Genomic DNA, 23297 nt, shown 5'->3' with positions numbered 1-23297 from the left:
TTCAGAAGCTTAACATACACTACTTTGAGACAGTGAGTGGTGTTGAGAGTGAAAATTTCATAATTGTTCCGGGAGCGTAGCCGATGTTGTCGCCTCGCTTGAGGGCTCCCATGGTGGCTCCGGCGGCGGCGCCCTTGCCGGCGTCGTTGTCCACGATCTCTCCTACGATGGCTCCGGCTAGTGCTCCTCGGATAGCGGCTCCGTCGTTGTGAGTTTCGGCTCGCTTGGTGTTGGTGTTGAGGCGGATGCTTTGGCCTCCAACATTTACGGAATCGAGCGTGACTGCGAGAGTGGCTGCTTTGGAGACTCGTCGAGGTCGCTGGACTTCGGTCACGGTTCCGGTGACGAGACTGCCGCGTGGCGCGATGACTACGGAGCCCGATCGAAGGTCGTTTTGCAGGATGGCGTCGAACTTTTGTCCAGGGCGGGCGGAAACGGTGCTCACTTCAGAGCGTAGCTCCACGACGACTTGGCTGCCTGCGGGAATGGTGTGCTGTTGGACGGCGGTGTTGCTCGCTGCCTGAGAGGAGGATTTTGAGCCGCCAGGTTCGATGGATAGGGCGGCGACCGAGCTGGCCGGATAGACCTCCGACTTTCCGTTCGCTTCGAAACGGATGGTGCCGTCGGTACCTCCCTGGTAAGTGCCTCGAAGGATCTTTCCGTCGTTCAGTTCGAGGACGTCTGCGTTGAGGCAGGAAATTCCTGCCAAGAGTGCGGTGACTAAGATTGCTTTTTTCATGATTCGTTGCCGCTAGGATACCGATCTTCGGTTTTTCCGACAATAGGACCTAAGTCGTATTCCCTGTGTTCCCCTTTGGGGCCTGAGCATTCTACGATGATGGGGTGCGGGCTTGCGGTTGCGGGGAAAGTCGCTTTCCTTCAACGTGATCCGGAATTAACACCATCCGGACTTCTGATACCCTATGAAAAACGTTTTCCTGCTGTTGTTGGCCTTTTCTCTTGTGGGCTGCGAATCTACTTCGAGCGGTGGAGGCTCTTCTGCGGAAGAGGTGCGGCTCGACGGAAACAAGTTTGAGTTTGGCTCGCGTGTCGAGCGGACGATCCAGTTTTACGGGATTGGCGGTACCTTTCAGGTAGGCGAAACCGCTCCAGAGAAAGGGGAGTCGATCGACTTCACGCGACATCAGGTGGTCGAGGAGTTCGACCCTGAGTACGAGGATGGTGAGAAAGCGCTGACCCATTATCTGATCAAGGACGACTATACGTCTGCGACTTGGACGAAGAAGGTCGATCCTCAGGAGACCTTTGCTACCTCGCCTTTACGCGGCTATTCCCTAACGGGTAGAAAGAAGGGGGGGGCTTGGAGCTACTCGCTGGACCGGACGAACGTCGATGAAGAGATGAGGAAGGCTCTCTCGCAGGTGGTCTACGATCAACGGGCGACGTATCCGGATGGGCTGGTCAAGGTAGGGGATAGCTGGACTCGTTCGCCGGAATTTGTGAACGCTTTTTTGAGTCGGGAGGTTCAGGATGTGAGCGGGAGCGCGGTGTTTGCGCTTTCAGGAGTCGAGCGCCACAAGGGCGAGCGTTGCGCGGTGATCGACGTGAAGATCGAGAGCTCGGGTGATGAAATACTTCAAGACGGCTCTGTGACGCTGGCTCGGATCAAATTGAAAGGGCAGATTTTCTTGTCGCTAGAGAGCTACCTCGAACTGGATGTGAACCTGAGCGGGGAGATGGTGGGCAGCTTGGTGAACAATGGTTTGGTTCGGACGTACACGACTCCGATCAAGCTGCTTTCGAATGAGGTTTTTTTGACTGAGTAGGACTGTGTATTCAGAGTTGTGTGACTCCCTGTAGGGCGTGGAGAAAATTTAGAATGGGGGATTGCATTCGCGGTGCCTTTTACGAACTTAAGCAAAGCTAAAATTTTACTAATGAAGAAACGTGTCGTCTCGCTAATTACCCTATTAATCGCGGTCTTGGCTTTGCCTGGCTGCAAGACTACTTCCTTGGTTCGCGTCGAGTCGGATAACTCGATTACGAACCAGATCGCGAGTCTTTCTACTTTTGGCTGGGTCGAAGGTTCGACGGTTCAAGGAAAGGACCGTATCCATAAAATCCCACAGCTCGACGAGAACATTAGGGCTGCGGTGAATGCGTTTCTTGAGATTAAGGGGTACGTGCTGACTGCTCCGCAAAAGGCGGACATGCATTTGATCTATCATGTCTCGTTGACCGATGCTTCGGAGTCGACCTCGATGGGGACTGCGGTATCGCGTGACTTCGAATGGAATCAGGAGCCGTCTGAAGCGAGGGATCTCGTGATTGAGTATGAGCGTGGTTCGCTGCTTTTGGACGTTATGAATCCGGAAACGGGTAAGGTAATGTGGCGCGGGCTCGTCTCTCAGATCGTCGATCCGGAGCGTCCGCAGAGGACGCGTCGCGCCAAGGCGTTTAAGAACATCGAGAAGTTGTTGGAAGAGTTTCCGAAGAAGAAGCGCTAGCCTCTCATTTTTGCTCCTATGATGGACGGCCGGACGAAAGCGACTTACCTGTTGGCGGCCGGCCTGTTTTGTTTGGCTGCCTCTCTCGCCTATTTCTCATGGGTGTTTGCTCGAGCGGCGGATAAGCTGCCGAGCTTGGTGGGCGACGCGAAGGAGATTCAGGCGAAGCTGGATCCTGCGGTTGAGGAGGTTCGAGGTGTTCGAGAGATCGTCCCGGATATCTTGGAGCAGGTCGAACTTGTAAGAGCGGATATTCCTCCGATTTTGGAGGAAGTATCGGCGATTCGTGGCGAGGTGCCGGCGGTGCTGGAGGAAGCGGCTCTTTATCGGGAGACGATTCCGATGCTTTTGGAGGAGGCGGCGTTGTATCGCGAGCAAATCCCGTTGCTAGTGGAGCAGGTGGAGGCTGTGCGGGAGCAGATCCCGCCTGTGGTGGAGGAGCTCAGCAAAATTCGCGAGACGATTCCGGACATCTTGGCGGAGGTGGAGGCTGTGCGTGCTGCGGTGCCAGGATACCTTGACCAGGCGGAGGGAATCGCGGGCGACCTGGAGTCGGTTGGGAAAAAGGCGGGAGAGGGAGCGGTCCAAGGCGTGATGACGGGAATCATCAAAGCCCCTGTATCCATTGTGTCGAACATTGGCGACAATGTGCTGAACTCTTCGGAGTTGAACGACGAGGAACGGGAGCGAACCAGGGAGGTGTCGATCGAGCTGCTAACATCGGGAATCCCCGGCAATGTTCGAGAATGGAAGAGCCAGCAGAGCAAATCTCGAGGCTCGGTGACGCTTTTGGATAAAAGCGAGAGCAACGGTAAGGTTTGTGTGACTCTCCGAGTCGAGATTTTGCGGAGAATCAAGAAGGTGGCGGAGGGGACTGTCGTCGTGTGTAGAGAAGGCGAGGGTGCTTGGGAAATCGTGGAGAGTAGATGACCGGACCTTCTGTGTCTGAATTATGAATACGGATTGAACAGTCTGGACCGTTCCCGTTTCTTAGTAGTGGTCCAAGGTGAGCTTTTCAGCGTTTTTGAGGCGAGGTCTGAGGGACGTCTTCTTGCTCTGGTAGCGTTGCATCTTGCGTAGGATCTGATCGAGCAAGGCGATGGCTTTCACTGTGTAGCGTCCCTTGTTGAGCATGACGCATTCGGAGCGTTGCGCTTGGGCGGCGTCGGTGACTTCCGAGCGAGTTGGAGTGCCTTTCTTGGCGAGCGTCTCGAGGACTTGAGTCGCCCAGATGTCGGGAAAGTGAGCGGCTTCGCAGATTCGGAGAATCTCTTCCTGGATGATGGGAAAGTTGTTCCAGCCTGTTTCGACCGCGAGGTCGCCGCGAGCCACCATGACGCCTGCCGGGTAGTTTCGCATGGCTTTCAGGATGAGGCGCGGAAGGTTGCGGAAGGCTTTGAGGGTTTCGATCTTCAAAATGATGCCAACGTGTTCGCCGCCATGTTTGGCGAGGTGGGCTTGGAGTTCTTCGACATCCTTTTCTGTGTTTACGAAAGAGAAGTTGACCGTGTCCGCGTGCTTGGCGACGAAAGCGAGGTCGGCTTTGTCCTTGTCGGTTAGTCCGCTGATCTTCAAGTCGCTATCGGGAAGATTGATTCCTTTGTCGGGACGAAGTTTGCTGCCGTTTTCGCGTGCCTGAACGATTTTTATTTTAAGCGAGCTGTCCTTTTTTTCCAGAATGCGTCCTTCGATTTGTCCGTCGTCGAAGAAGATGCGCTCGCCTGCTTTAACTTGGTCAACAATCTCTGGGGTTTGGCAGGAGATGCGGGCGTGGCTTTGGATTTGGCCGGTCTCGTCGTAGACGGCATTGCGTCCCAATTGGGGTTCTGCGTCTAGGTGGAGCAGGTCGCCAATTCGGAGGAGGAGTGATTGTTCCTTGGGGAGCATATCACCTACTTTTGATGTCGCGAGGCGTTCTCCGTGTTCGTCTTCAAGAAGGAGTTTGGCTCCGCTTTGCAGGTATGAGGATTGGGCGCAGGTGCCGTAGGCTGCATCTTTGTCGACTCGGTCGATTCTTATGGAACAGTGTTTGTCTCTTGTATCTATAAAACGGATGCGGTGTCCTGGCTCGAGTTTTTTCAGGAAGGTCTTATTGATTGCGATGAAGGTTTCCTCTCCGTTTCTGGGCTCGCTGTCTTCTATCTCCAATCGTACGCGTGCTGGGTTTGTGGTGCGGCCGAGCTCGTCACGATCTGGACGGATCCTTGCAACGCGTGGGCCGGGTTCGATCATTCCGGTTCGCAGTTTCGGTCCGCCGAGATCCATCATGATCTTCACTTTGACTGCCTGTTCGCGGGCTGCGGCTTTGATGTGTTCGATCATCTTGAGCCATTCGGCTTCGGTATCGTGAGCGCAGTTTATGCGGGCGCAGTTCATGCCTGCTTTGACGAGTTTCTTAGCGTATTCGGGCGCCTCGGCCGTTTCGAGGGGAATGGTAACCATAATCCGGGTACGCCTCTTCTTCGACTTCGATCCGAAGATTGCCTTGATATTGCGTTTTAGGATTTTAGCCGATTCTTCGGGAGTTAACGCGTCTTGGCTTTTCTCGATGGTTTGGTTTCCGGCGAGATGGTTGACGATGGTTTTGAGCGAGCTAAGGCAGTGTTGTGTAGCGGACTCGATGTGAGTGTAGGAGGGGAAACCGAGCTTGTTTGCTTCGTGCTGCCAAGTGGCGACGTCGAGATCCCGCATAGTCATGTAGTGAAGCAGGTTTCGCGCGCTACTCTGGTACTTTGGGTGAACTGCAGACAGTTCTTTCCTGTAGTGTTTCTCCCAAGAGGACATAGAGGCGAGGAGTTGCTCGATTGCTTCCTGGATGCGGGTGAGCTCTTTCTTGGTTGTGTCCATGTCGCTCGTTGTTGTTTTACGAGATGTATCCACTAATTGGAACGTTGATTCTTATTGGTGGCTTGAGTCCTAAAAAAGGCGCACGCGTGTGCGTGCACCTTGTTTGTAAAGTCTCTGGTTGCCTTGGAGATCTTGCTCCTCAGCTTAGCCTTTCTTCGCTTCGTCTAGACCGTTTGCCAGCATGCGAGCCCAGCTGTCGAAGGCTTCGCGAGCGTCGTTGATGTTGGTGAACTGGGTGCGGTCCTGGTACCAGCCGAACTGTTCGCCGATGTCGTCCTTGTGATCAATCGCGCGGGCTAGCAGCTGTCCAGATGTGGAGTCGTAAAGTTCGATGACGAGGGTGGCGGATCCGGCGTATTCGGTGTAGACCTTAGACCATGTTCCGGCGGTACGGTTTGGGTCGGGGGCTTCTACGTCGAGGTTCAGGATACCGGCTCTGGCGACGAGTACATTGCCCTCTGGCGCGTGGACCACGGGATAGCCTTTTTTGGTGAGCGTCTTTGTGAATTGTTCGATGAAGAGCTTTTTGCCGCGGGAGATCATTCTCTCCATGTCTTTGTCGTCGATGCGATCAGCCATGCGTCCTGAGTTGTGGTCTTCCTTCCAGTATTTGCGGAAGGCGATTTGCGGTTCGGCGACGATGATGCTTTTGTATCCACTCAAGTCGGCTCCTGGTTGGATGTACACTGCGTCCGCTTTGGACTTTGGCCGTTCGACTTTTTCTAGCCCGTCGAAACTGACGTCCGGGAATTTCTTCTTCTTGGCCTCGGCGGTGATAGGAGTCGCTAGGATTGCGATACAGATGCAGGCTTGGGTTAGGATCTTGATCATTGTTTTCATTGTTTTCTCTAACTTGGGTTTTTGAGTATTTGAGATAAGCCGTATTGGCTGATTTAGAGAATTCGTGCCTTAGCTCTTGCGGGGCGGGCACCTTTAAAGAGGGATGGGAATCGAGATACAGGGGTTGGGGAGCTTGGATTAATTAGTCCTTTAAGGGAGGTTAGCAGGTTTTTCTTCGGATTCAAGTGAGTGGTAAACAAGCGTTTGGGCTATGAAGGCTATTCTGCCACGTTCGTCTTTATCTGAATATAGGACTTTAGTCTTATACCCTTGGTTTGGTTATGAAAAACCCTTGGTAGTGTTTGTTGGATACGTGGTAGGGACCTTGAGAGATTCGACATGGTTGGACAAGAAGTGGAACATAAATGTTACTCGAGTGGTTCGCAATTTCGCTCCTTCTTGAACCGTTCGGTTTGACGGTTCGCGGTGTTCGGATTCTTCTGTTGTTTGTCGACGGACCGAGTCGGTTTAGTCGTGTCCATTTCTACTCTTATGAATATCCCACCCTTGTTGATCGTTCCAGTTCTTGTCTCTCTACCGTCCCTCTTTTTGGTGGGATGTGGCTCAAACGAGGTCGCGGTAGCCGAAGAGGAATACGTTCGTCCTGTGAAGCTGATTGAGCTCAAGGCGGCGGAGAGCCGACTGGTGAGGCGCTACCCGGCTACCATCAAGGCGGCAACATCGCGAAAGCTCTCCTTTTCCGTTGGCGGCTTGGTCGTGGATCTCCCCGTGTCTGAGGCTCAGCGAGTAAAGGAAGGCGAAGTGATCGCCAGGCTGGAGGGGCGGACTTTTCAAAACCAGGTGGATTCGGCGCGGGCTCAGTATGAGAACGCTGAGGATGAATACCAGCGGGCGGTTCGACTCTCCCGCGAAAACGCGATCGCCAAGAGTGCCCTTGAGCAGCGGAAAGTGCAGCGTGACGTCGCGAAGGCTCAATTGGATTCTGCTGAAAAGTCCCTGAGCGATTCTATCCTGAGATCCCCGATGACGGGAGTGATCACGAGTGTCTTTGCTTCCACGCTGCAGAACATCGGCCCGGGCGAACCGGTGGCGACGGTTATCTCGAACGAAACCTTGCAAGCGTCTGTCAACTATCCTGCCAATCTGATGGTCCAGTCTGTAAATCGCACTGATCGAAAAGCGCTCGTTATGCTGGACGTGGAGCCGGATCATCCGATCGAGGCTAAATTCAAGGAGGCGAACCTCGAAGCGGATACGGAGACGCAGACGTTTGAGCTCACGTACACTTTCGATAGTCCAGATGGGTTGCTGATCCTACCTGGAATGAGCGCGACGATGGAGCTCTCCTCCACGGATGCTGAGTCGTCGAAGATCTCAGGAGTTGCCATCCCTTTGACCTCGGTGCTATCCGAAGCGAGTCAGACTTTCGTGTGGGTTGTCGATCCGGAAACGAAGGCTGTATCCAAGCGGGAGGTACGAATCAAGGATGAGGTCGGCGAGGAGCTGATTGTCATCGAGGGATTGAAAGTAGGGGAGACGATCGCTGCGGCGGGGGTGTCCTATCTTTCGGAAGGTATGAAGGTGAGACCTTGGACGTCTCAGTAGATTCTCCGCTATAGTGATCCTTCACCCGATACAGTCCTCATGAGCATTGCCGAATTTACGATCAAGAACAAGCTCCTCAGCGTCATCGCCATATTGATCTTCTTCTTCGGAGGTTGGTCTGCCTATCAAAACATGGCGCGATTCGAGGATCCTGAGTTCACTATCCGTATCGCTCAGATCAATACGCCTTACCCAGGGGCGAGTCCCTTGGAGGTTGCCGAAGAGGTGACCGACCCGCTTGAGAAAGCGCTGCAGCAGCTGCAAGAAGTGGAAACGATCACCTCCACTTCCTTGGACGGAATGTCCGAGATTCAGGTGGAAATAAAGTATGAGTTCTCAAAGTCGAAGAGCGATTTGCAGCTGATTTGGAGCAAGGTTCGCAACAAGATGAAGGATGCGGAGCGTTCGTTGCCGCCGGGGGCAGGTTCTCCGATCGTCAATGACGATTTTGGCGACGTGTTTGGGCTCTATTACTTTTTGACCGGCGAGGGCTATGATTTGGCTGAGCTGCGGAGTTACGCGAAGGATCTGCAAAGCACCCTTCTAAAGGCGGAAGGCGTAGCAAAGGTTGCGATTGGAGGCGAAGCGAGTGAAGCGATATTTGTTGAGATTTCGCGCGAGAAGATCGCGGCTCTCGAGGTTGCGGTCAGCAACGTCTACAACGTTCTAGCTGCCCAGAATTCAGTTGTCGCGGCTGGTGATTTGAGAATTGGCGACCAACGGATCGTAATTGATCCAACCGGTGCTATCGATTCGGTGGAGTCGATTCGCAATACTCTGGTTTCCACTTCGTCCGCAGGGAAGCTGATCTACCTGAGTGACGTGGCGCGAGTCTGGCGTGGTTTTCAAACACCAGAGACGAAGGTGTTCCGCTACAATCGCCAGCCCGCCTTGGCGATTGGTGTATCCAATATTCTTGGCGCTAACGTCGTCAAAATGGGGGAAGCAGTTGATGCCAAGCTCGCCGAAGCTGAGGGGCTTCGCCCGATTGGGATGGAGTTGCACGAGTACTATCATCAGGGCAAAATCGTGGAAGCCTCCGTGAAGGACTTTGTGGTGAATGTCATTGCCGCCTTGGTGATCGTGATCGTGACGTTGCTCATCTTCATGGGCTTCCGCTCAGCTCTCGTTATCGGAACGGTTTTGCTTCTCACGATCATGGCGACCCTGCTTACTATGGAGCAGTCGGGCATTCCGATGCATAGGATTTCTCTAGGCGCGTTGATCATCGCCTTAGGGATGATGGTTGATAATGCGATCGTAGTTACTGAAGGAATACTTGTTGGCGTACAGCGCGGGAGCAAGAAGCTGGACATCGCCAAGTCGATTGTCACTCAAACGAAATGGCCGTTGCTGGGGGGGACCTTAGTGGGAATCATCGCTTTTGCTCCGATCGGTTTCGCGCCCGGAAGCACTGCGGAGTACACTGGTCATCTTTTTTGGGTGATCCTCATCTCGCTCTTGTACAGTTGGCTGTTCGCTATCACCGCGACTCCTTTGTTCTGCTATTGGTTGTTCCCTGAAAGTGCCGATGGGCAACAGAGCTCGGAAAAAGAGGAAGCGAGCTTCTATCGGCATTACCGATCCCTAGTTGGAAGAGCCTTGTCCTCTAGATGGCTGGTGGTGGGCGCGGCCTTTGGAATGTTCCTTGCTTCTATGTGGGGATTCAAATTCGTCAAATCTGGTTTCTTTCCGGAATCTACTTCGCCACAGTTCGTAGTTGATTTCTGGTTGCCGCAGGGAACTGATATTGACCGAACCCGAAAGGATGCGGTTGCGATCGAGGCGTTCGTTTCCGGTATGGAGGGAGTGGATGCGGTGCAGACCTTGATTGGTGCTGGCGGACTTCGCTACATGCTCATCTATGATGGACAGTCGCCGAATAGCTCCTACGCGCAGCTCTTGGTCAAGGTGGATGACAGTAAGCGCATAGGAGTGATGATCCCCGAGGTGCAGGCGTTCGTGGATACGAACTTTCCGAATGCTCAAGCGAAGGTTTGGCGATTTGTGTTAGGTCCGGGAGGGGGCTCCAAGATCGAAGCCGTCTTTAAGGGGCCGGATCCCGCGGTTCTTCGACGTTTGGCGAACGAAGCAAAAGCGATCATGGTTGCCGATGGAGGGGCGCTCTCGATCAAAGATGATTGGCGTCAACCGGTTCCAGTGATCGAGCCGATCTACTCAGAGAGTAAGGGGCGCAAAGCAGGGGTTTCGAGAGAGGATCTCGCGGTTGCCTTGCAGGCGAATTTCTCTGGCCGCTCGGTCGGTGCCTATCGCGAAGGGAATGATTTGATTCCAATTATCGCTCGGGCTCCAGAGTCGGAACGAATCGGGGTTCAAGATATAACCAGCGTTTTAGTTGCGAGTTCGACGACGGGTCGAGTTGTGCCGGTTGAGCAAGTGGTAGATGGATTCAAGACGATCTGGCGTGATGGACTTGTGAAGCGGGAAGATCGCACTTGGACGATCAAAGCCCAATGCGATCCGCTCCCTGGCGAATTGGCTTCCGATCTGCAGGCGCGCATGATGGAGAAAATCTCCGCGATTGAAATTCCAGGTGGTTATGTCCTCGAGTGGGGCGGAGAGTATGGTGACTCCAAGGAATCCAACGACAGCTTGGCATCGACGCTTCCTCTTGGGTTCGGAGCGATGGTTTTAGTGGTGGTTGTTCTCTTTGGCGCTTTGCGGCAGCCGATCGTCATCTGGCTTGCCGTACCGTTATCTTTGATCGGAGTGGTTGTTGGACTTGTTGCGACAGGAACGCCTTTGGAGTTCATGGCGATCCTCGGTTTGCTTTCCCTGTCAGGGCTTCTGATCAAGAATGCGATCGTATTGGTGGATCAGATCGATTTCGAAATTCGAAACGGTGTTCCGCGTTACGACGCGGTTGTGAACTCTGCCGTAAGCCGTATGCGTCCAGTGATGATGGGAACGCTTACAACCGTGCTTGGAGTTATCCCGCTGTTTTTGGATGCCTTCTTTAAGTCGATGGCGGTGGTGCTCGTGTTCGGGCTAACCTTTGCAACTGTTCTGACGCTGGTTGTTGTTCCGGCTCTTTATACTCTCTTTTTCAGAATTCGCCTTGAGGAATCAGACAATGTGTAACCGAGTTTTAACTACATCTCTTCCTGTGCTTTCTTTGTTGCTCGTTTCTTGTCAAACGACAGAGAATATCGAATCGGATGTCGAGGATGCGATCCGTAGCGAACTCGGGAATACGCCGCAGGAGTGGGCAGAAGCGAACCTTCAAGGAGAGGTTGAGGTAAACTGGATTGATTCTTTCGAAGATCCCATGCTCGCAACGCTCGTAGAAGAGGCTCAGTCCAATAATAAGGACCTGCGCGCGGCTGCGGCGACCGTGGAGCGTTCCCGAGCTCTCGCTGTTCAAGCTGGTGCCGGATTGAAGCCAGCGGTTAGCCTTAGTGCAGGAGCTGCTCGTTCTGGAATCGCCGAGAATAGTAGCGCGGATGCGAGCTCCCTCTCTGTTGGCGCCCAAGTCGATTGGGAACTGGATCTTTGGGGAAGGGTGCGCTCGGGGGCTCAGGCTGCCGCGGCGAGTTCAGCTGCGGCCGAGGCGGATTATCGCTACACTCAGCATTCGATCGCTGCTGCGACCGCTAAAGCGTACTTCGCGAATATCGAGGCGAACCTCCAGCTCGCGATCGCAGAGGAGAATTTGAGCATCACCGGAGAGACCTTTCGTATTGTGAAGGCAAAGGAGGATAACGGGGTCGCTTCAGCCCAGGATATCGCTTTGGCTAAAGCGGATCTCGCCAGCGCTCGCGAGAGTTTGGTAACGCTAGAAGGGGCAAGGCGGGATGCCTCTCGTTCTTTGGAGGTGCTGCTTGGACGTTATCCGAGTGCTGAACTCGAAGTTCGCGATTCCTTGCCAGTTGTTCCGGGGATGCCTCCGGCGGGTATCCCATCGGAGCTTCTGGAGCGCCGTCCAGACTTGGTCGCAGCGGATCGTAGATTGGCTTCCGCTTTTAACGCTTTGGACCAAGCGAAAGCGGCCCGCTTGCCGCGAGTGAGTCTGAGCAGCAATATCGGTGGCGCGTCCGAATCTCTCTCTGACCTTCTGGACCCGAGCAATGTGGCTTGGCGTCTAGGTGCGAATCTAGTTGCTCCACTCTTCGATGGAGGCGTTCGGAAAGCTCAAGTCGATGCGGCGACTGCCGACCAAAAGCAAGCGCTTGCCGCCTATGCTTCTGCAGCTCTCAAGGCGTTTCAAGAAGTCGAAGCGGGTCTGGATCAAGGAGTTGTATTGGAGAATAGAATACGAGAACTCTCGGAAGCGGAAAAGCAAAGCGCGGAAGCATACCGAATTGCAGATTTGCGTTTCAAGGAAGGCGAATCCGAGTTGCTCGATCTATTCACTTTCCAGCGCCGCCTGATATCCATTCAAGGAAACTTGGCTTCCTTGCGTCGCTTACAGTTGGATCAACGTGTGAATCTGCACCTTGCTCTTGGCGGCAAGTGGTAGTTTTTTACCTGCTTGAGGCTCAACTGGTCGTCGAGCGAATAGGGATAATTTCCCAATCGTTCCGTTCGGGTTAGGGAAAGATTGGATAATGTTCACCATACCTCTAGGCCTACGCTAAATGAAGGGGGCTTGGCGAGAGTCATAGGGTTTTGGTTATCAAGGGCTTGAACCTGAAAAAGCTCAGGTGGAACGTTTCTAGCATAGAGGTAAGGAGAAAGGAGCACTGCGACAGTTGTTTTCCATTCAAGAAATGCTCCGAAGTTTCCGAAACAATAGAGACCCTTGATCGTATGAAGAAGACATCCGCAAACCAGATTCGATTCACCCTCCTTCGAATGCTCTTGGCGACCGGTTTGTGTATCGGTTCTTACCTTTACTGGTCGTGTGTTGGAGTCTTCAGTTCTGCGAAAGGTTTGGCTGAACCTCGTGGATGACTCTTCTCCTGGGGGGGGCTTCGATCAAAGAAAAGGCCGCTTGGTGCGGTCGTATATATTGGTGCTCAGGGGGGATTGGGTTGAGGCTGGAACGCCTCAAGTCCTTCGGACTAACGCTTCGCGTTACCCCATCTTCGCTCCCTTGAGGTCGCTCAGTCGAACCCATTTGCTCGTTCGCGTTGCTCACTCGGGGTTCTTCGTCCCACTCCTTTCGACCATAAAAAAAGCCGCTTGATGCGGCCATTTTTCATTGGTGCTCAGGGGGGGACTCGAACGTTGAATCAGGATTAACTGTTTTTCACAAAGTGTTGTTGTTCTTAATTATATGAAAATTGGGGAATGCCAAAAAGTGACCCCGGACGCATCAAAAAAACTTCAGATTGGCAATGGATTGGCAAAGGTTTCAGGTATCATGGGACACTAGACTCGTCTGCTAATTTCAGCTTACGCTCGGGTGTTTTGACGGCCCTCGCTTGTAGTTTGGCCGAGTATTCCAAACGAAGCCGATTGATTCGAGCTTGTGAATCATATCATCGGTTAGCTTTCCAAGTTTGTAGTCTCCTCGCCGGTGGTTAACCCACTTCCCGAGCTGTTTGTCTTCCTTCCAGTTTTGCGGGACATTGCAATGGCCGTGCTCTTCCTTGAAGGTACGAAGTGCCTCGAACATTTCATCCCAAGATCTGGTCGAAGGTTTTATTTCCCATTCGAAGCCGATTTCATCCAAAAGCGGGATACGTTCCTGCATAACCGGCATCGCTTTCTTTCGGTATTGCCTTTGGCTGTGTGCCCACCTCCCTAGTTCGCTTTTTTGAGGAACACGTGAGTGTCCATTCTCTTGGATAAACTCCTTCATCTCTTCGAGGAACTGGAGCCACCTATTGCCAACAGGATCCCAGTCGACTTGAAGCTCATTCATTAGGTCCTCCTGTACTTTGCTAAGTCGCCCGTTGTTCCTCTCAACTCTTTGGCTCGATAGCCACATAGCGAGGCTTTTGCCTTTGGCTGTTGTTCTGGGAACCGAAGTATGGCCGTTGGCTTGGTAGAAAATCCTCAGCTCTTCGTAGCGTTCATTCCAGGATGGGGGAGGCTCGTTGCTCGGTAGCACTTGCCATTCGAAATTGATGTTATCGAGTCTTGCCCGTCTTTCGTCTTTTAGGCTCCCGTTTCTGGCTGATTGGCGTTGGGTTCGCACCCAGCGGGCGAGTTCAGGGTCTCGTTCCCATTTTGCAGGAACCAAGCAATTCTCAAATTCCTCCTTGTAGTCATGGAGTTTTGTATACATCACATCCCATTTTTCGCTGTGAGCATCCTTCTGGATTATACTCAGTGAACCGAGCAGACTCCCTTGTTGTTCTGTAAGTGCTCCATCGCTTTTTTTCTTCAATTGGTATTTCAACCACCGCACCAATGTGCCTTTCCCTGCGTTATTGAGCTCGGCAAATGAGCAACCACCGTGTGCTGTGTTCCAGTTGAGAAGTTCCATGAACATAGCGTTCCACTCGATCTCCTTTGCTATGCTCTGGTCGTTTGACCACGGGAAATCGATCTCTTCCAATAAGGCGATCTTGTCTTCGGTAAGCGTGCCTTCGCTGTGTTTCTTTCTTTGATAGCTTATCCAAGAGGAAAGCTGTCTGTCAGTCGTTTGAGAGACCTCGAAGTGTTGGTTTTCGTCAAAGTAATCTGAGAGTTTCGAAAGCATCGTGAGCCAAGCGTGATCAATTTGCGGTGCTTCATTTTTCCATTGAAACCCGATATCGTTAAGCTTCCGTTCACGTGACGACTGCAACTTGCCTCTCTTTTTCAGGCGACGTTGAGTGGTAGCCCAGTTTCGAATTCTCTCGTCTTCGATCCTAGTGATAGGTGGTAGGCTTCCTTCTGGGGTAGTGTACGAAAGGAGCTCTTCATACATTTCACTCCATTGGGCGTCATATGGATCCCACTCAATTCCCGCATTCTCTAAGAGCGTCTGACGGTGAGAGGGGAGCTTGTTCTCGCGAAATTGCTTCCTCTGATAGCGTATCCATAAATTGAGTTCGTTTGGGTCTACGCTTTTGTCTTTAAACTTCAGGAACTGGATCTGCCACAAGGCTTCGTTCGTGTCCCAGTGAAATCCTATGGCGTCTAGCATTGAACGATGGTCGTAATCCAGTCGCCGACCTCTTTGTGCCTTCCTGACCTTGGACACCCAATATTCGAGTGCTTCATCTTTGTAGTCGATAAACGAGTACAGGTAATTTCCGCGTTCTCTATGTGCTGAGTCGAGTTTTGAGTAGCAGTCATTCCAGCTCTCCAATATTTCAGCAGGAGTCTTTCCTGTTGTACGGTTTTTGGGCTTTGAGGCCTTTCTGATTTCTTCTAGCTCTAAGATTTGCTGCTTTCGATCCTCTGAGATATTGTTTTCTCTGATTTTTTCTCTTTGTCGCCTTAGCCAATCTTTTTGTGCTTGGCTTAGTTTTCCGACTTCATCAGGGTTCGTTAGTAGGTCGAGGATTTCTAGGTATCGGTCCTCCCATCCCGCATCTATCCGCTTGTTCCGGCTCTCCCATTCGAATCCGAAGCTGTCGAGAGTTGACTGGACTGCGGAATCGATACTGCCGTCTCTGCTTTTTTGTCGTTGGCTGCGTAGCCAAGCCAAGGTGGCGGCGTTTTCTTTGTTGTTCTCGAGGCTTAGATGACCGTTCTCCTTGTGGAAATCTGTAAGCTTCTTCAGGTGGAGCTCGTTTGCTTCTTCACTTGCGGCATTTCTCAGATCCCATTCTAAACCGATCTGTTCGAGTGCTTCTATTTTCTCCTGTGATAGAATACCTTTCCTTTTATGGTATCGTTGTCTCGCTACCCATTGTCCCAGCAATTGGTTTTCCTCCCACTGCGCTGGAACGCGCGTATCACCGAACTTTTCTTTATATGCGACCAATTCAGCGAACCGATCTTCCCAAGTGCCGGTAGGAATAGTCCATTCGAATCCTATATCTTCTAAAAGGTCGATTCGCTCCTGAGGCATGATGCAATTTCTTCTGTCTTTTCTTTGCCCTCCTACCCATTTTGCGAGTTGGGGATTCTCCTTCCAGGTTTGAGAGACTCTACAATTTCCAGATCGAGCTTTGTAGTCGACCAGTTCGGAGTATCGCTCATTCCATTTTTCGCCTCGTGGATCCCAGTTGAACCCAACCTCATCAAGCAGTCGTATTTTTTCTGCTTCGAGTGTTCCTTTGTTGCGGTAGACTCGTTGATAAACCACCCAGGTAGAAAATCCACTTACTTTGTCGTAGCGTGCAGGAACGTTGCAGTCCCCGTGTTCTTTTTTGTACGCGATAAGTTGGCCGTAACGCTTGAACCACGACTCTCCGACTGTTCGTACGCATTCCGCAGTTATAGCCTTCTGAAGCGAATCCAGATCAATCTCATTTGCTAGGACCTCGATCTTTTCTTTAAGGGATGAAGGATCGAAATGGCCGGTTTCACCTTCATCTCGTTTCAGCTTTCGTATGGTATGCTCGAGAAGGTCGTCGTGTTCTTGAAGCTGATTGAGGACATTCCACACGTTTTGAAAATCGCTGTTTTGTACGGACTCCTCGAGAGTCTCTCCTTTCGCTCGCTCCAGAAATACTGGAATCAGTACGTACCCAATTTCTTTGCCTTCCGATTTCCTCATCACCCGACCAGTTGCCTGGACGATATCAACCACACTTTTCCTGGGTGAGAGGAACGCGACCATATCGACAGCTGGAACATCGACACCTTCTGTCAGACACCGAGCGTTTGAGAGGATCGCTTTGTCGGCTTCAGCGAAATCAATGAGTAGCCTGCTTCTTTGGGCCGTCCTCATCTTTCCGTTGATATGCATACAATGAAACTCTGGTAGGTGAGTGGCGATGCTCTCGTTTCCGCTTCCTGTGAACACGTCTGCGGACTTCACGGTTGAGTGAAACGCTGACACCGTACCGATTAACGGCTGCCTTCAGTGCTAGCTGATGGGCAACCAGTTTAGCTTGTACGGAGTCCCCATCGACCATGACGATTCCTTGCCTGATTATCTCTCGGTCGACGTCATCCTGAGTTACAACAGAAATGGCGACTTTGTATCCAGTGATCACTGGCGGATCCATCGATACAGCCTTGCTGAACGATAGTTTGTGGACAACGGGACCGTACGTATCCGTGTCATCCATAGAAAAGACTTTCTTAGCGTCTCCATGCTTGTCCCGTTTGGATACGTCATAGTGTCGTGGCGTCGCAGTGAAGAATACCCTCTTGTCGATCGGGATATTGTTGTCGGATAATCCTGTTGAGAATTTTGCACCAGAACGTCCCGCGGTTTTATGGGCTTCGTCGAATATGGCGACATCGAAGCTAAACCCGATCGGTAGGGAATCCATGACTACGTGGCTGGATTGGTACGTGGAAAAAATGAACTTGGTGCTGTCTCTGTCAGATTCGATGAATTGTCTAACCTGGCTAGAATGAAGAGTGACAGGGAAATCCAGCTCCGATGGTAGCACAACGAGTCCGTCCGATTCTGCGACGCTCTTATCGGAGCAGACACAAACGTATGAAAAGTCATTCAGAGTGGTTTCTTTGCACCACTCATGGAGTGTTTGCCTTATCAGTGCGAGAGATGGGCAGAGCACGAGAACGTACTTCGGTTTTAGGTGCTCGACCGTCCAAAGGGCAATTAGCGTCTTTCCGGATCCACAAGCCATGAGGGCGGTCCCGCGACTGTTTGTTTTCAAGCCGCCGAGGATGTCAAATATTGCCTCTTCCTGGTATGGGTACGGTGTCTTTGGTTTCGTCTGTACTGGTGTGCCCGAAATCCAATTACTTATTGTTTGGAGATCTGCTTGAGTTAGCTCTTCAAGATCAGTTCCGCGAATGAAGGAGGCTCCAGATCTTTGCTCAGCTGTATCTGAAATCTTGTCACAATTGGTGAATACTCGCTTGAATCCGACAGAATCTGAAAGGCCGTAGAACGTAGATAGTTCAGACCACGTTAGAGAAGGACGGCCGCTTCTGAATTTGACCTGGTAAGAGATGCGATGACCTGCCTTGTCTTCGAAGAGTCCGTCTATGCCTTTGTCTTTTGACGGAAGGTTCAGTTCTTCCAGTATGCGGTAGGGGATCGCGTTATATGGCCAGACGTTTTCTGCTTGTTGAGTCTTCTGGGTGGCAAAGTAGGCTTCGGCAAATACTTCGAACGCGTCTCCTCTTTCTTGTGGGGTCGGTAGATTTTCTACTTTGCGCTCAAATCCTCGAAATGAATCTACTGCCTCCAACAATTTGAGATTCCTGAATTGTTGGGACCATGGGTGTTTTGAAGGCATTGGGACTGGAAGGGTGGATAACTGGAACTACAGCAGGTAGGAGAGTGATTCTAAGTCTAAATACTTAATCGTTGGAGAATGGTGAAGAAAAATTTATCTTACTTCATGATCTCGGACAGTAGGTGTCCTATGCTCCGTGTTAAGTTGGTTTTGTGTCTACCTGCAGGTGCAGAGCGGCCAACCCTATTAACCCTTAGCATTGGAATCCTATGAATCAAACACTGCCCCCTCAGAATCAGGGTACAGAAAAAACTAAAAACCTCGTCGAAGTTTGGAGCCATATTGAAGACCCCGGCTTTCATGCGCTTGAGAATGAGATCAACCCTTTACCGAAGCCGTTCTCTGTTCTCTCAGGTGGCGAGTTGCGTCGAGAGAAGGTCCCGGAGAAGGTGAATGTGCTGGGAGATGGAGTAATCGCCTTGAACCAGCTAACAACTGTGATCGGGCAGGGGGGCACTGGAAAGAGCCGTGTCACCATGCAGATCGCTATTTCGCAGATCCTTGGCTGGAGTATTGCGGGACTTAAAACGCATCCCAAGCCACTGAAGCACCTTCTCATAGGGACGGAGAACTCTATCTATCGCCAGAAGTCCGAATACATGAAAATGACGCGGAGCCTGTCTTCTGAACAGAGGGAGTTGGTGGACTCTCAAATCTTCTTCCATGTCATCAGAGAGATTGATGACGCTTTTATTCATCTCGGTTCAGACGAAATCCGTCGCAAGTGGTTGGATACGCTTGAACGCGTCAATCCAGATGTCGTTTACATCGACCCCTACGGCGAGGTTCATGTGGGCGACATCAACAAGGATGCTGACGTGCGTTTCACTTTGCGAGAAATCACGAAAGTCTGCCGTCGTTATAATCCAATGACAGCGATTGTGATTGTCCACCATGGCCGTACAGGCAGGGCAAACATCGCTCAAGCGGTAGGGTGGGATAAGGGAAACTTCGCTCTCGGCTCGAAAGCCCTTTACTCGGGCTCCCGCTCGCAAATCAACATCGCCCCTGCGGATCCCGACGACCACAGCCGAATTATTGTCAGCTGCGGAAAAAGTAACGACTCGAAGCCATTCGATCCTATTGGCCTTAAGCTTGACGACGATACGATGCTCTACGGCATCGATCTGGAGTTTGACCTCCAAACCTGGAGGGACGACGTCGAGGGCAAGCAACGCGGTCAGTCGATCAGCATTCAGGACGTCATCGACACGATTGGTAAAACGCAGAAACGGTACACCGACGTTCTTAGCGGTCTCATGGAGGAACACGGCTGTGCTCGCTGCACCGCGGCTCGTAGAGTTGCTGAAGCTCTCGAAAAAGGTTACATCGAGAAGCTGGAAAGCGGCGAGTACCAGACTTCAAAGAAGTAGTCTCGCCACTGATACTAACTACAAGAATCGCCAGTTGTCTCTAGTCTCTCCCCCCTTTTAAGGGGGAGACAGAGACACCGCCTAGACTTGTCTCATTTAGGGCCTCAGTCGCCTAATCTCGCAGGGCGAATCTCAAGGAGAAGCCTGGCATGGATGCGAAGCATCTCCGCAGCCTTCACGCTCCGCGAGCTTAGGCTTCGCCGTGCCAGTCCCCATATGATTGCCAAACTTATTCCCTCCTCACAGAATCCCAGCCCAGTCACTGTTTGTAGACGGTATCACGCCTCTTGTCATACATTGTCCGACAAAAGGTTTGATTCAGGGCATAGACTGGACGATTTTAGGAACATGACTCGCGTATCGCCCAAGAAAGTAGCCAACCGCTCCAAGGAGACCCAAGCTCTCACCAAGAAGGTGACAGCCTCCAAGGAATCCGCTCTGGCGTTCTTGGTCAAGGCAGGCATCTACACCAAGAAGGGCAAGCTTACCGCGAACTACCGCTAGTCGGCATGCTCTATTCGACTCTTCCCGGCCTAGTCTTAGGATTTCACGGCTGCGACGAATCCGTTGCCAGTCAAGTTCTTGAGGGAACCTCCCAGCTTCGTAAGAGCGAGAATGTCTACGATTGGCTCGGTCATGGCATCTACTTCTGGGAAAACAACCCAGAGCGAGCCCTCCAATACGCTAAGGACGGAATGCGAGGCAAACGAGGTTCGTCCTCGAAGATCGATAAGCCCTTCGTTCTGGGAGCCGTCATAGATTTGGGGCATTGCCTGAATCTGCTCGATTCAGCAGCTCTTTCCGAAGTCAAGGAAGCCCACAATCTGCTCGCCAAAAGCGTCGAAGCGGTGGGTGGAGAAATGCCACGAAACGAAAACCCTCCCGAGGGCAAAGACAGCCTCCGGAGAAATCTCGATTGCGCTGCTTTCGAGATGCTTCACCAGATCCGTGAAGCAAACGAATCTCCCGCATACGATTCGGTCCGGGGCGTCTTCTGGGAAGGGAAAGAGCTTTATCCAGGAACAACGATGAAGGAAAGGAACCACATCCAAATCTGCGTCCGGAATCCCAACTGTATCAAAGGTTACTTCAGAGTGCGGGAAGCGGATAAGTCCTACGTCCTCCCGTAGGTCAACAACCCCTCACTCGCGTTGGTCGTCGACGCTGCCGCGACAACTTCCACCCAACACGACTCCACCCGCAGTCGCTGCCGGTTCGATCTCTTCGCTACGTTCCGCTATCCTCCGCCTTCGCAGACTTCGCAAGCTCACCCAGCTCAGTTGTCGGAACGCTTCACTCCGCTGCGATCTCGAGACCGTCAGCGACTGCTCGCCCAACTTCCATTCAACGCCTTCCGTTGTCGCCCGTTCGCAGAGCTAGCAGCAGCAACCGTCTAAGCTTCGTTCCTCAGCTACGACTACAGCTGCCACTACCACTGCTCGGCGGGCTCGAAGCTACCCCCATCGTTCGCCAAGCTCACTCAACCCGCTTAACTCCAAACATCGCCGCTCATCGGTTGTCACCGTAACGCAACTACACCGCCCTTGCATCTTGAGTGCCAGCAGAGCTGTCACACGAAGCTGCATCCTTCCTGTACGGCTTCGCCCGTACAACCTGACATTATGTCCATTTCGTTCACGCGCTGCTCATCCTCGCTTGGCAGGTATGCCTGCGACTCGGTCACGAGATGGCACATAATGTCGTATTGTACGCATCCAGGAAAGGTCGGCTCCGTTGCTCCGCTGGCTGGTCGCCAGCATTCGCGGTTTCTGTTGAGTCACCATCGCCAAGGCGATTCCACGCTGTTAGCTTTTCGGCTCTTATCGCATTGAGATGTTCCTAGCCACCCGGGTCCCGGCTAGGAAGGGGAGTCGAGTGCAGCCGAGCCGAAAGAGACGTCCTTCGCGTTGCTCAGTCCTGATTAGTGCGGGCTTCCCCGCCCCCGCCCGGGGTGCTTGGTGAGTCGTCGCTTTTTCGCCTTTTCGGTATTCGCTCGTTGGGCACGATCGCTTGGCAGTTCCAGGCGGCCCCTGCCTACAGGAGTAAAGCAGGGACCTTCCCCCCGCCACCCATTCGGGCGCGGTGGCCCCGCGCTCTTGGAGGCCTCGCTTCGCCCGCCGCCGTCGGCGCTTACGCACCCCTCGTGCGTCGATTCGCCTGTGTCTTGGCAAAAAAAAAGAGTCACCTCAAACAAGGTGACTCCAAAATTCTTATACAGTCCAATCTACTTCGCGAACCTGCGACGCATTCCCACGAGTCCTAGGAAGCCTAGTCCCAGGAATGCTAGGGTGCTGCCGGTATCAGGGACCGCTGTCGCTTCACCTAAAACAAAAGCATCGATCGTGAGGATGATGCTATTTGCCGTAGCGGGATCGTTTGGTATCCAAAAGTCGAACTCCGCGGTGTAGCTTCCGTTAATGGAACCGCCGCCGGCGAGAATGTCCGCCGCAGATAGCGAGAACGTCCAGGCGTCGCCCAGTCCGTCAATCCGCGTTTCTTCGGTCATGTCGACAAAGCCGTTGATCCCAGTGCCGCTCACCCTCGGGTTAAAAAGACTGGAAAACAAATCGCCTGTTGTGGAGTTGAATGCGTCTACTTGAATCCCAACCGCTCCGTCTACAACGTCGCCCGCGACCATTGCATTAATGTCGAATTCCACATTAAAGGTGTACTTCCCGTTGGGGCCGGCAGTGTCGGAGCCGTCGTAGGTGTAGCCTCCGACTGCGCCGTTGGCTAGACCCTCGACGCTGGATCCATGAGGAGCACCAGTCAGGTCGAGGTCGAGGCTTGCGTTGGCGGTTGCACCACCCCAGGCTGTACCGGTAAGACTTCCATCATAGGGAGGAAGGAGAAACGTGTAAGGCGAGCCAACATTGCTATTAGCCGATCCCTCGCCCCATGAAACACCTGCACCGTAAGTTTGGCTGCCTGAAGTGCTTCCGCCATAGAGGTTCTCATCATCCTGGCCAAGGCTATTGTTAACGCCTCCGAAGCCGCTCGCGGTGGGCGGGCCAGGGAGATTGTTACTCTGACTATAGAAGACCGAACCAGGTTCTCCTGTCGTCGGCCGCACTAAATTGGCGCTGACGTCTGCTTTGAAAATCGGAACAGCCGTGACAGTAGCGCCACTAAACATAGTGGCCAAAATAATGGCTCCCGAGAGAACAGGAAGCATACTTCGTTGCCCTGCGTTGGTCACTTGGCGGCTTATCATCGTTTTGATTTTCATAGAGGTGGTGCTCTTTATTTTCGTTTAGGTTCCATTCTTTTCCTACTCCAGCAGTTAGAGTTAGTTTTGGAATAGTCTTTGCCTTCCCATTAGCAGAACCAGTGCCACAAGTAGGCTAAACACCTAGGGGTAGATGCTCACTGAAGTGGAAGCCCTTGAGGAGTGGTGCTTTGTGAAGCTTTGGGTTCTCCTGATTAATTTACTCACAGCTTCCAGAAGACTGAGTACCTGTAAATAATCCTGATGATTTTACAGTTTTTACAAATACCCAACTAGGCACTTCAACCCAAATTTATGCGTCTAATTCGTAGCTTTGCTATCAGCCGCCCGCATTAAAAGGTCACCTCTCCATGGTCGCTTCCCAGTCTGGCCGCATCCGTTCGCCCCTCAAGGTAGTGCTCGCCAAAGCTCGCCTCCACCTTGACCGGCTCGCTCCGCCGTCCTCCAATAACGCTCGCCGCTTGGCAGGTTGCAAAAACGGTCCCCAGAAAAAACGCCTTTCAAAAAAACTGCGCTGTGGGCCATTGGCGTTGTGCGCGCCATCTCGAAACCCTGCGCTGTAACGCAGCCCGAAGGGTAATAATTCGCCGACAGTGAAACTTGGTTGAAGGCAGTGAACTTGTTGCCTCGAACAGTCGCCTGCGACTGCCAGTATTGGTTCGTGTTATGGCATTCGATATTTCTCCAGACCTTTTGACGATGGGCGTCTCAGCTGCTGCCGGCTTCTACATGAAGCATAAGG

The 23297-nt window shown here is 52.4% G+C and carries 16 protein-coding genes; 10 read left to right on the top strand and 6 right to left on the bottom strand.

Annotated elements, in window-relative coordinates; all coding sequences use genetic code 11:
- Positions 1-19 precede the first annotated feature (19 nt).
- The gene (locus JIN87_RS12065; protein ID WP_200355817.1) at positions 20-739 is read right to left on the bottom strand and encodes a hypothetical protein; all 720 of its coding nucleotides are present in this window, start codon (positions 737-739) and stop codon (positions 20-22) included.
- 184 nt (positions 740-923) lie between these two features.
- Here JIN87_RS12065 and JIN87_RS12060 point away from each other — a divergent pair, with 184 nt between their 5' ends.
- From JIN87_RS12060 to JIN87_RS12050, 3 genes are all read left to right on the top strand, one after another.
- Positions 924-1787, top strand: a complete 864-nt coding sequence (locus JIN87_RS12060) for a hypothetical protein (protein ID WP_200355816.1) — start codon at positions 924-926, stop codon at positions 1785-1787.
- Positions 1788-1898: 111 nt separating this feature from the next.
- A complete protein-coding gene (locus tag JIN87_RS12055) occupies positions 1899-2468 on the top strand; it encodes a DUF4136 domain-containing protein (RefSeq protein ID WP_200355815.1) in 570 nt (189 codons plus the stop codon).
- An 18-nt stretch (positions 2469-2486) separates the two neighbouring features.
- Positions 2487-3398 carry a hypothetical protein gene (locus JIN87_RS12050; protein WP_200355814.1) on the top strand — a complete coding sequence of 304 codons (912 nt, stop codon included), beginning with the start codon at positions 2487-2489 and terminating at the stop codon, positions 3396-3398.
- 60 nt (positions 3399-3458) lie between these two features.
- Here JIN87_RS12050 and JIN87_RS12045 read toward each other — a convergent pair whose 3' ends face one another.
- Both JIN87_RS12045 and JIN87_RS12040 read right to left on the bottom strand, forming a co-directional pair.
- The gene (locus tag JIN87_RS12045) at positions 3459-5315 is read right to left on the bottom strand and encodes a pyruvate kinase (protein WP_200355813.1); all 1857 of its coding nucleotides are present in this window, start codon (positions 5313-5315) and stop codon (positions 3459-3461) included.
- 144 nt (positions 5316-5459) lie between these two features.
- The gene (locus tag JIN87_RS12040) at positions 5460-6155 is read right to left on the bottom strand and encodes a DUF3313 family protein (protein WP_200355812.1); all 696 of its coding nucleotides are present in this window, start codon (positions 6153-6155) and stop codon (positions 5460-5462) included.
- Between the two features lie 492 nt (positions 6156-6647).
- Between JIN87_RS12040 and JIN87_RS12035 the strand changes: the two genes are divergently transcribed.
- From JIN87_RS12035 to JIN87_RS12025, 3 genes are read left to right on the top strand one after another with little or no spacing between them, the layout of a single operon-like run.
- The gene (locus JIN87_RS12035) at positions 6648-7721 is read left to right on the top strand and encodes an efflux RND transporter periplasmic adaptor subunit (RefSeq protein ID WP_200355811.1); all 1074 of its coding nucleotides are present in this window, start codon (positions 6648-6650) and stop codon (positions 7719-7721) included.
- Positions 7722-7760: 39 nt separating this feature from the next.
- A complete protein-coding gene (locus tag JIN87_RS12030; RefSeq protein WP_200355810.1) occupies positions 7761-10823 on the top strand; it encodes an efflux RND transporter permease subunit in 3063 nt (1020 codons plus the stop codon).
- A 25-nt stretch (positions 10824-10848) separates the two neighbouring features.
- A complete protein-coding gene (locus tag JIN87_RS12025; protein ID WP_200355809.1) occupies positions 10849-12201 on the top strand; it encodes an efflux transporter outer membrane subunit in 1353 nt (450 codons plus the stop codon).
- Between the two features lie 873 nt (positions 12202-13074).
- On the opposite strand, the gene JIN87_RS28245 is transcribed toward JIN87_RS12025, so the two are convergent.
- Together JIN87_RS28245 and JIN87_RS11990 are read right to left on the bottom strand one after the other, a co-directional pair.
- Positions 13075-16536, bottom strand: a complete 3462-nt coding sequence (locus JIN87_RS28245; RefSeq protein WP_325176382.1) for a helicase associated domain-containing protein — start codon at positions 16534-16536, stop codon at positions 13075-13077.
- Complete coding sequence (locus JIN87_RS11990) at positions 16427-17953, bottom strand: DEAD/DEAH box helicase family protein (protein ID WP_200355808.1); 1527 nt, start codon at positions 17951-17953, stop codon at positions 16427-16429. Before JIN87_RS11990 ends, JIN87_RS28245 begins: the two co-directional genes overlap by 110 nt.
- 209 nt (positions 17954-18162) lie before the next feature.
- On the opposite strand from JIN87_RS11990, the gene JIN87_RS11985 reads away from it, so the two are divergent.
- The 4 genes from JIN87_RS11985 (at position 18163) to JIN87_RS11970 (ending at position 20723) form a co-directional block, all read left to right on the top strand.
- Positions 18163-19326 carry an AAA family ATPase gene (locus JIN87_RS11985; RefSeq protein WP_200355807.1) on the top strand — a complete coding sequence of 388 codons (1164 nt, stop codon included), beginning with the start codon at positions 18163-18165 and terminating at the stop codon, positions 19324-19326.
- Positions 19327-19674: 348 nt separating this feature from the next.
- Positions 19675-19830, top strand: coding sequence for a hypothetical protein (locus JIN87_RS11980; protein ID WP_200355806.1), 156 nt, complete (start codon positions 19675-19677; stop codon positions 19828-19830).
- Between the two features lie 5 nt (positions 19831-19835).
- Positions 19836-20456 (top strand): hypothetical protein, encoded by a 621-nt coding sequence (locus JIN87_RS11975; protein ID WP_200355805.1) that lies wholly within the window; start codon positions 19836-19838, stop codon positions 20454-20456.
- A gap of 21 nt (positions 20457-20477) precedes the next feature.
- Positions 20478-20723 (top strand): hypothetical protein, encoded by a 246-nt coding sequence (locus tag JIN87_RS11970; protein WP_200355804.1) that lies wholly within the window; start codon positions 20478-20480, stop codon positions 20721-20723.
- Positions 20724-21550: 827 nt separating this feature from the next.
- On the opposite strand, the gene JIN87_RS11965 is transcribed toward JIN87_RS11970, so the two are convergent.
- A complete protein-coding gene (locus JIN87_RS11965) occupies positions 21551-22555 on the bottom strand; it encodes a VPDSG-CTERM sorting domain-containing protein (protein ID WP_200355803.1) in 1005 nt (334 codons plus the stop codon).
- Positions 22556-23297: the final 742 nt, after the last annotated feature.

Source organism: Pelagicoccus mobilis (genome assembly GCF_016595505.1).
Classification (GTDB): domain Bacteria; phylum Verrucomicrobiota; class Verrucomicrobiia; order Opitutales; family Opitutaceae; genus Pelagicoccus; species Pelagicoccus mobilis.
The sequence above is the reverse complement of the archived record's forward strand: the minus strand, read 5'-3'. Positions and strand labels throughout refer to the sequence as shown.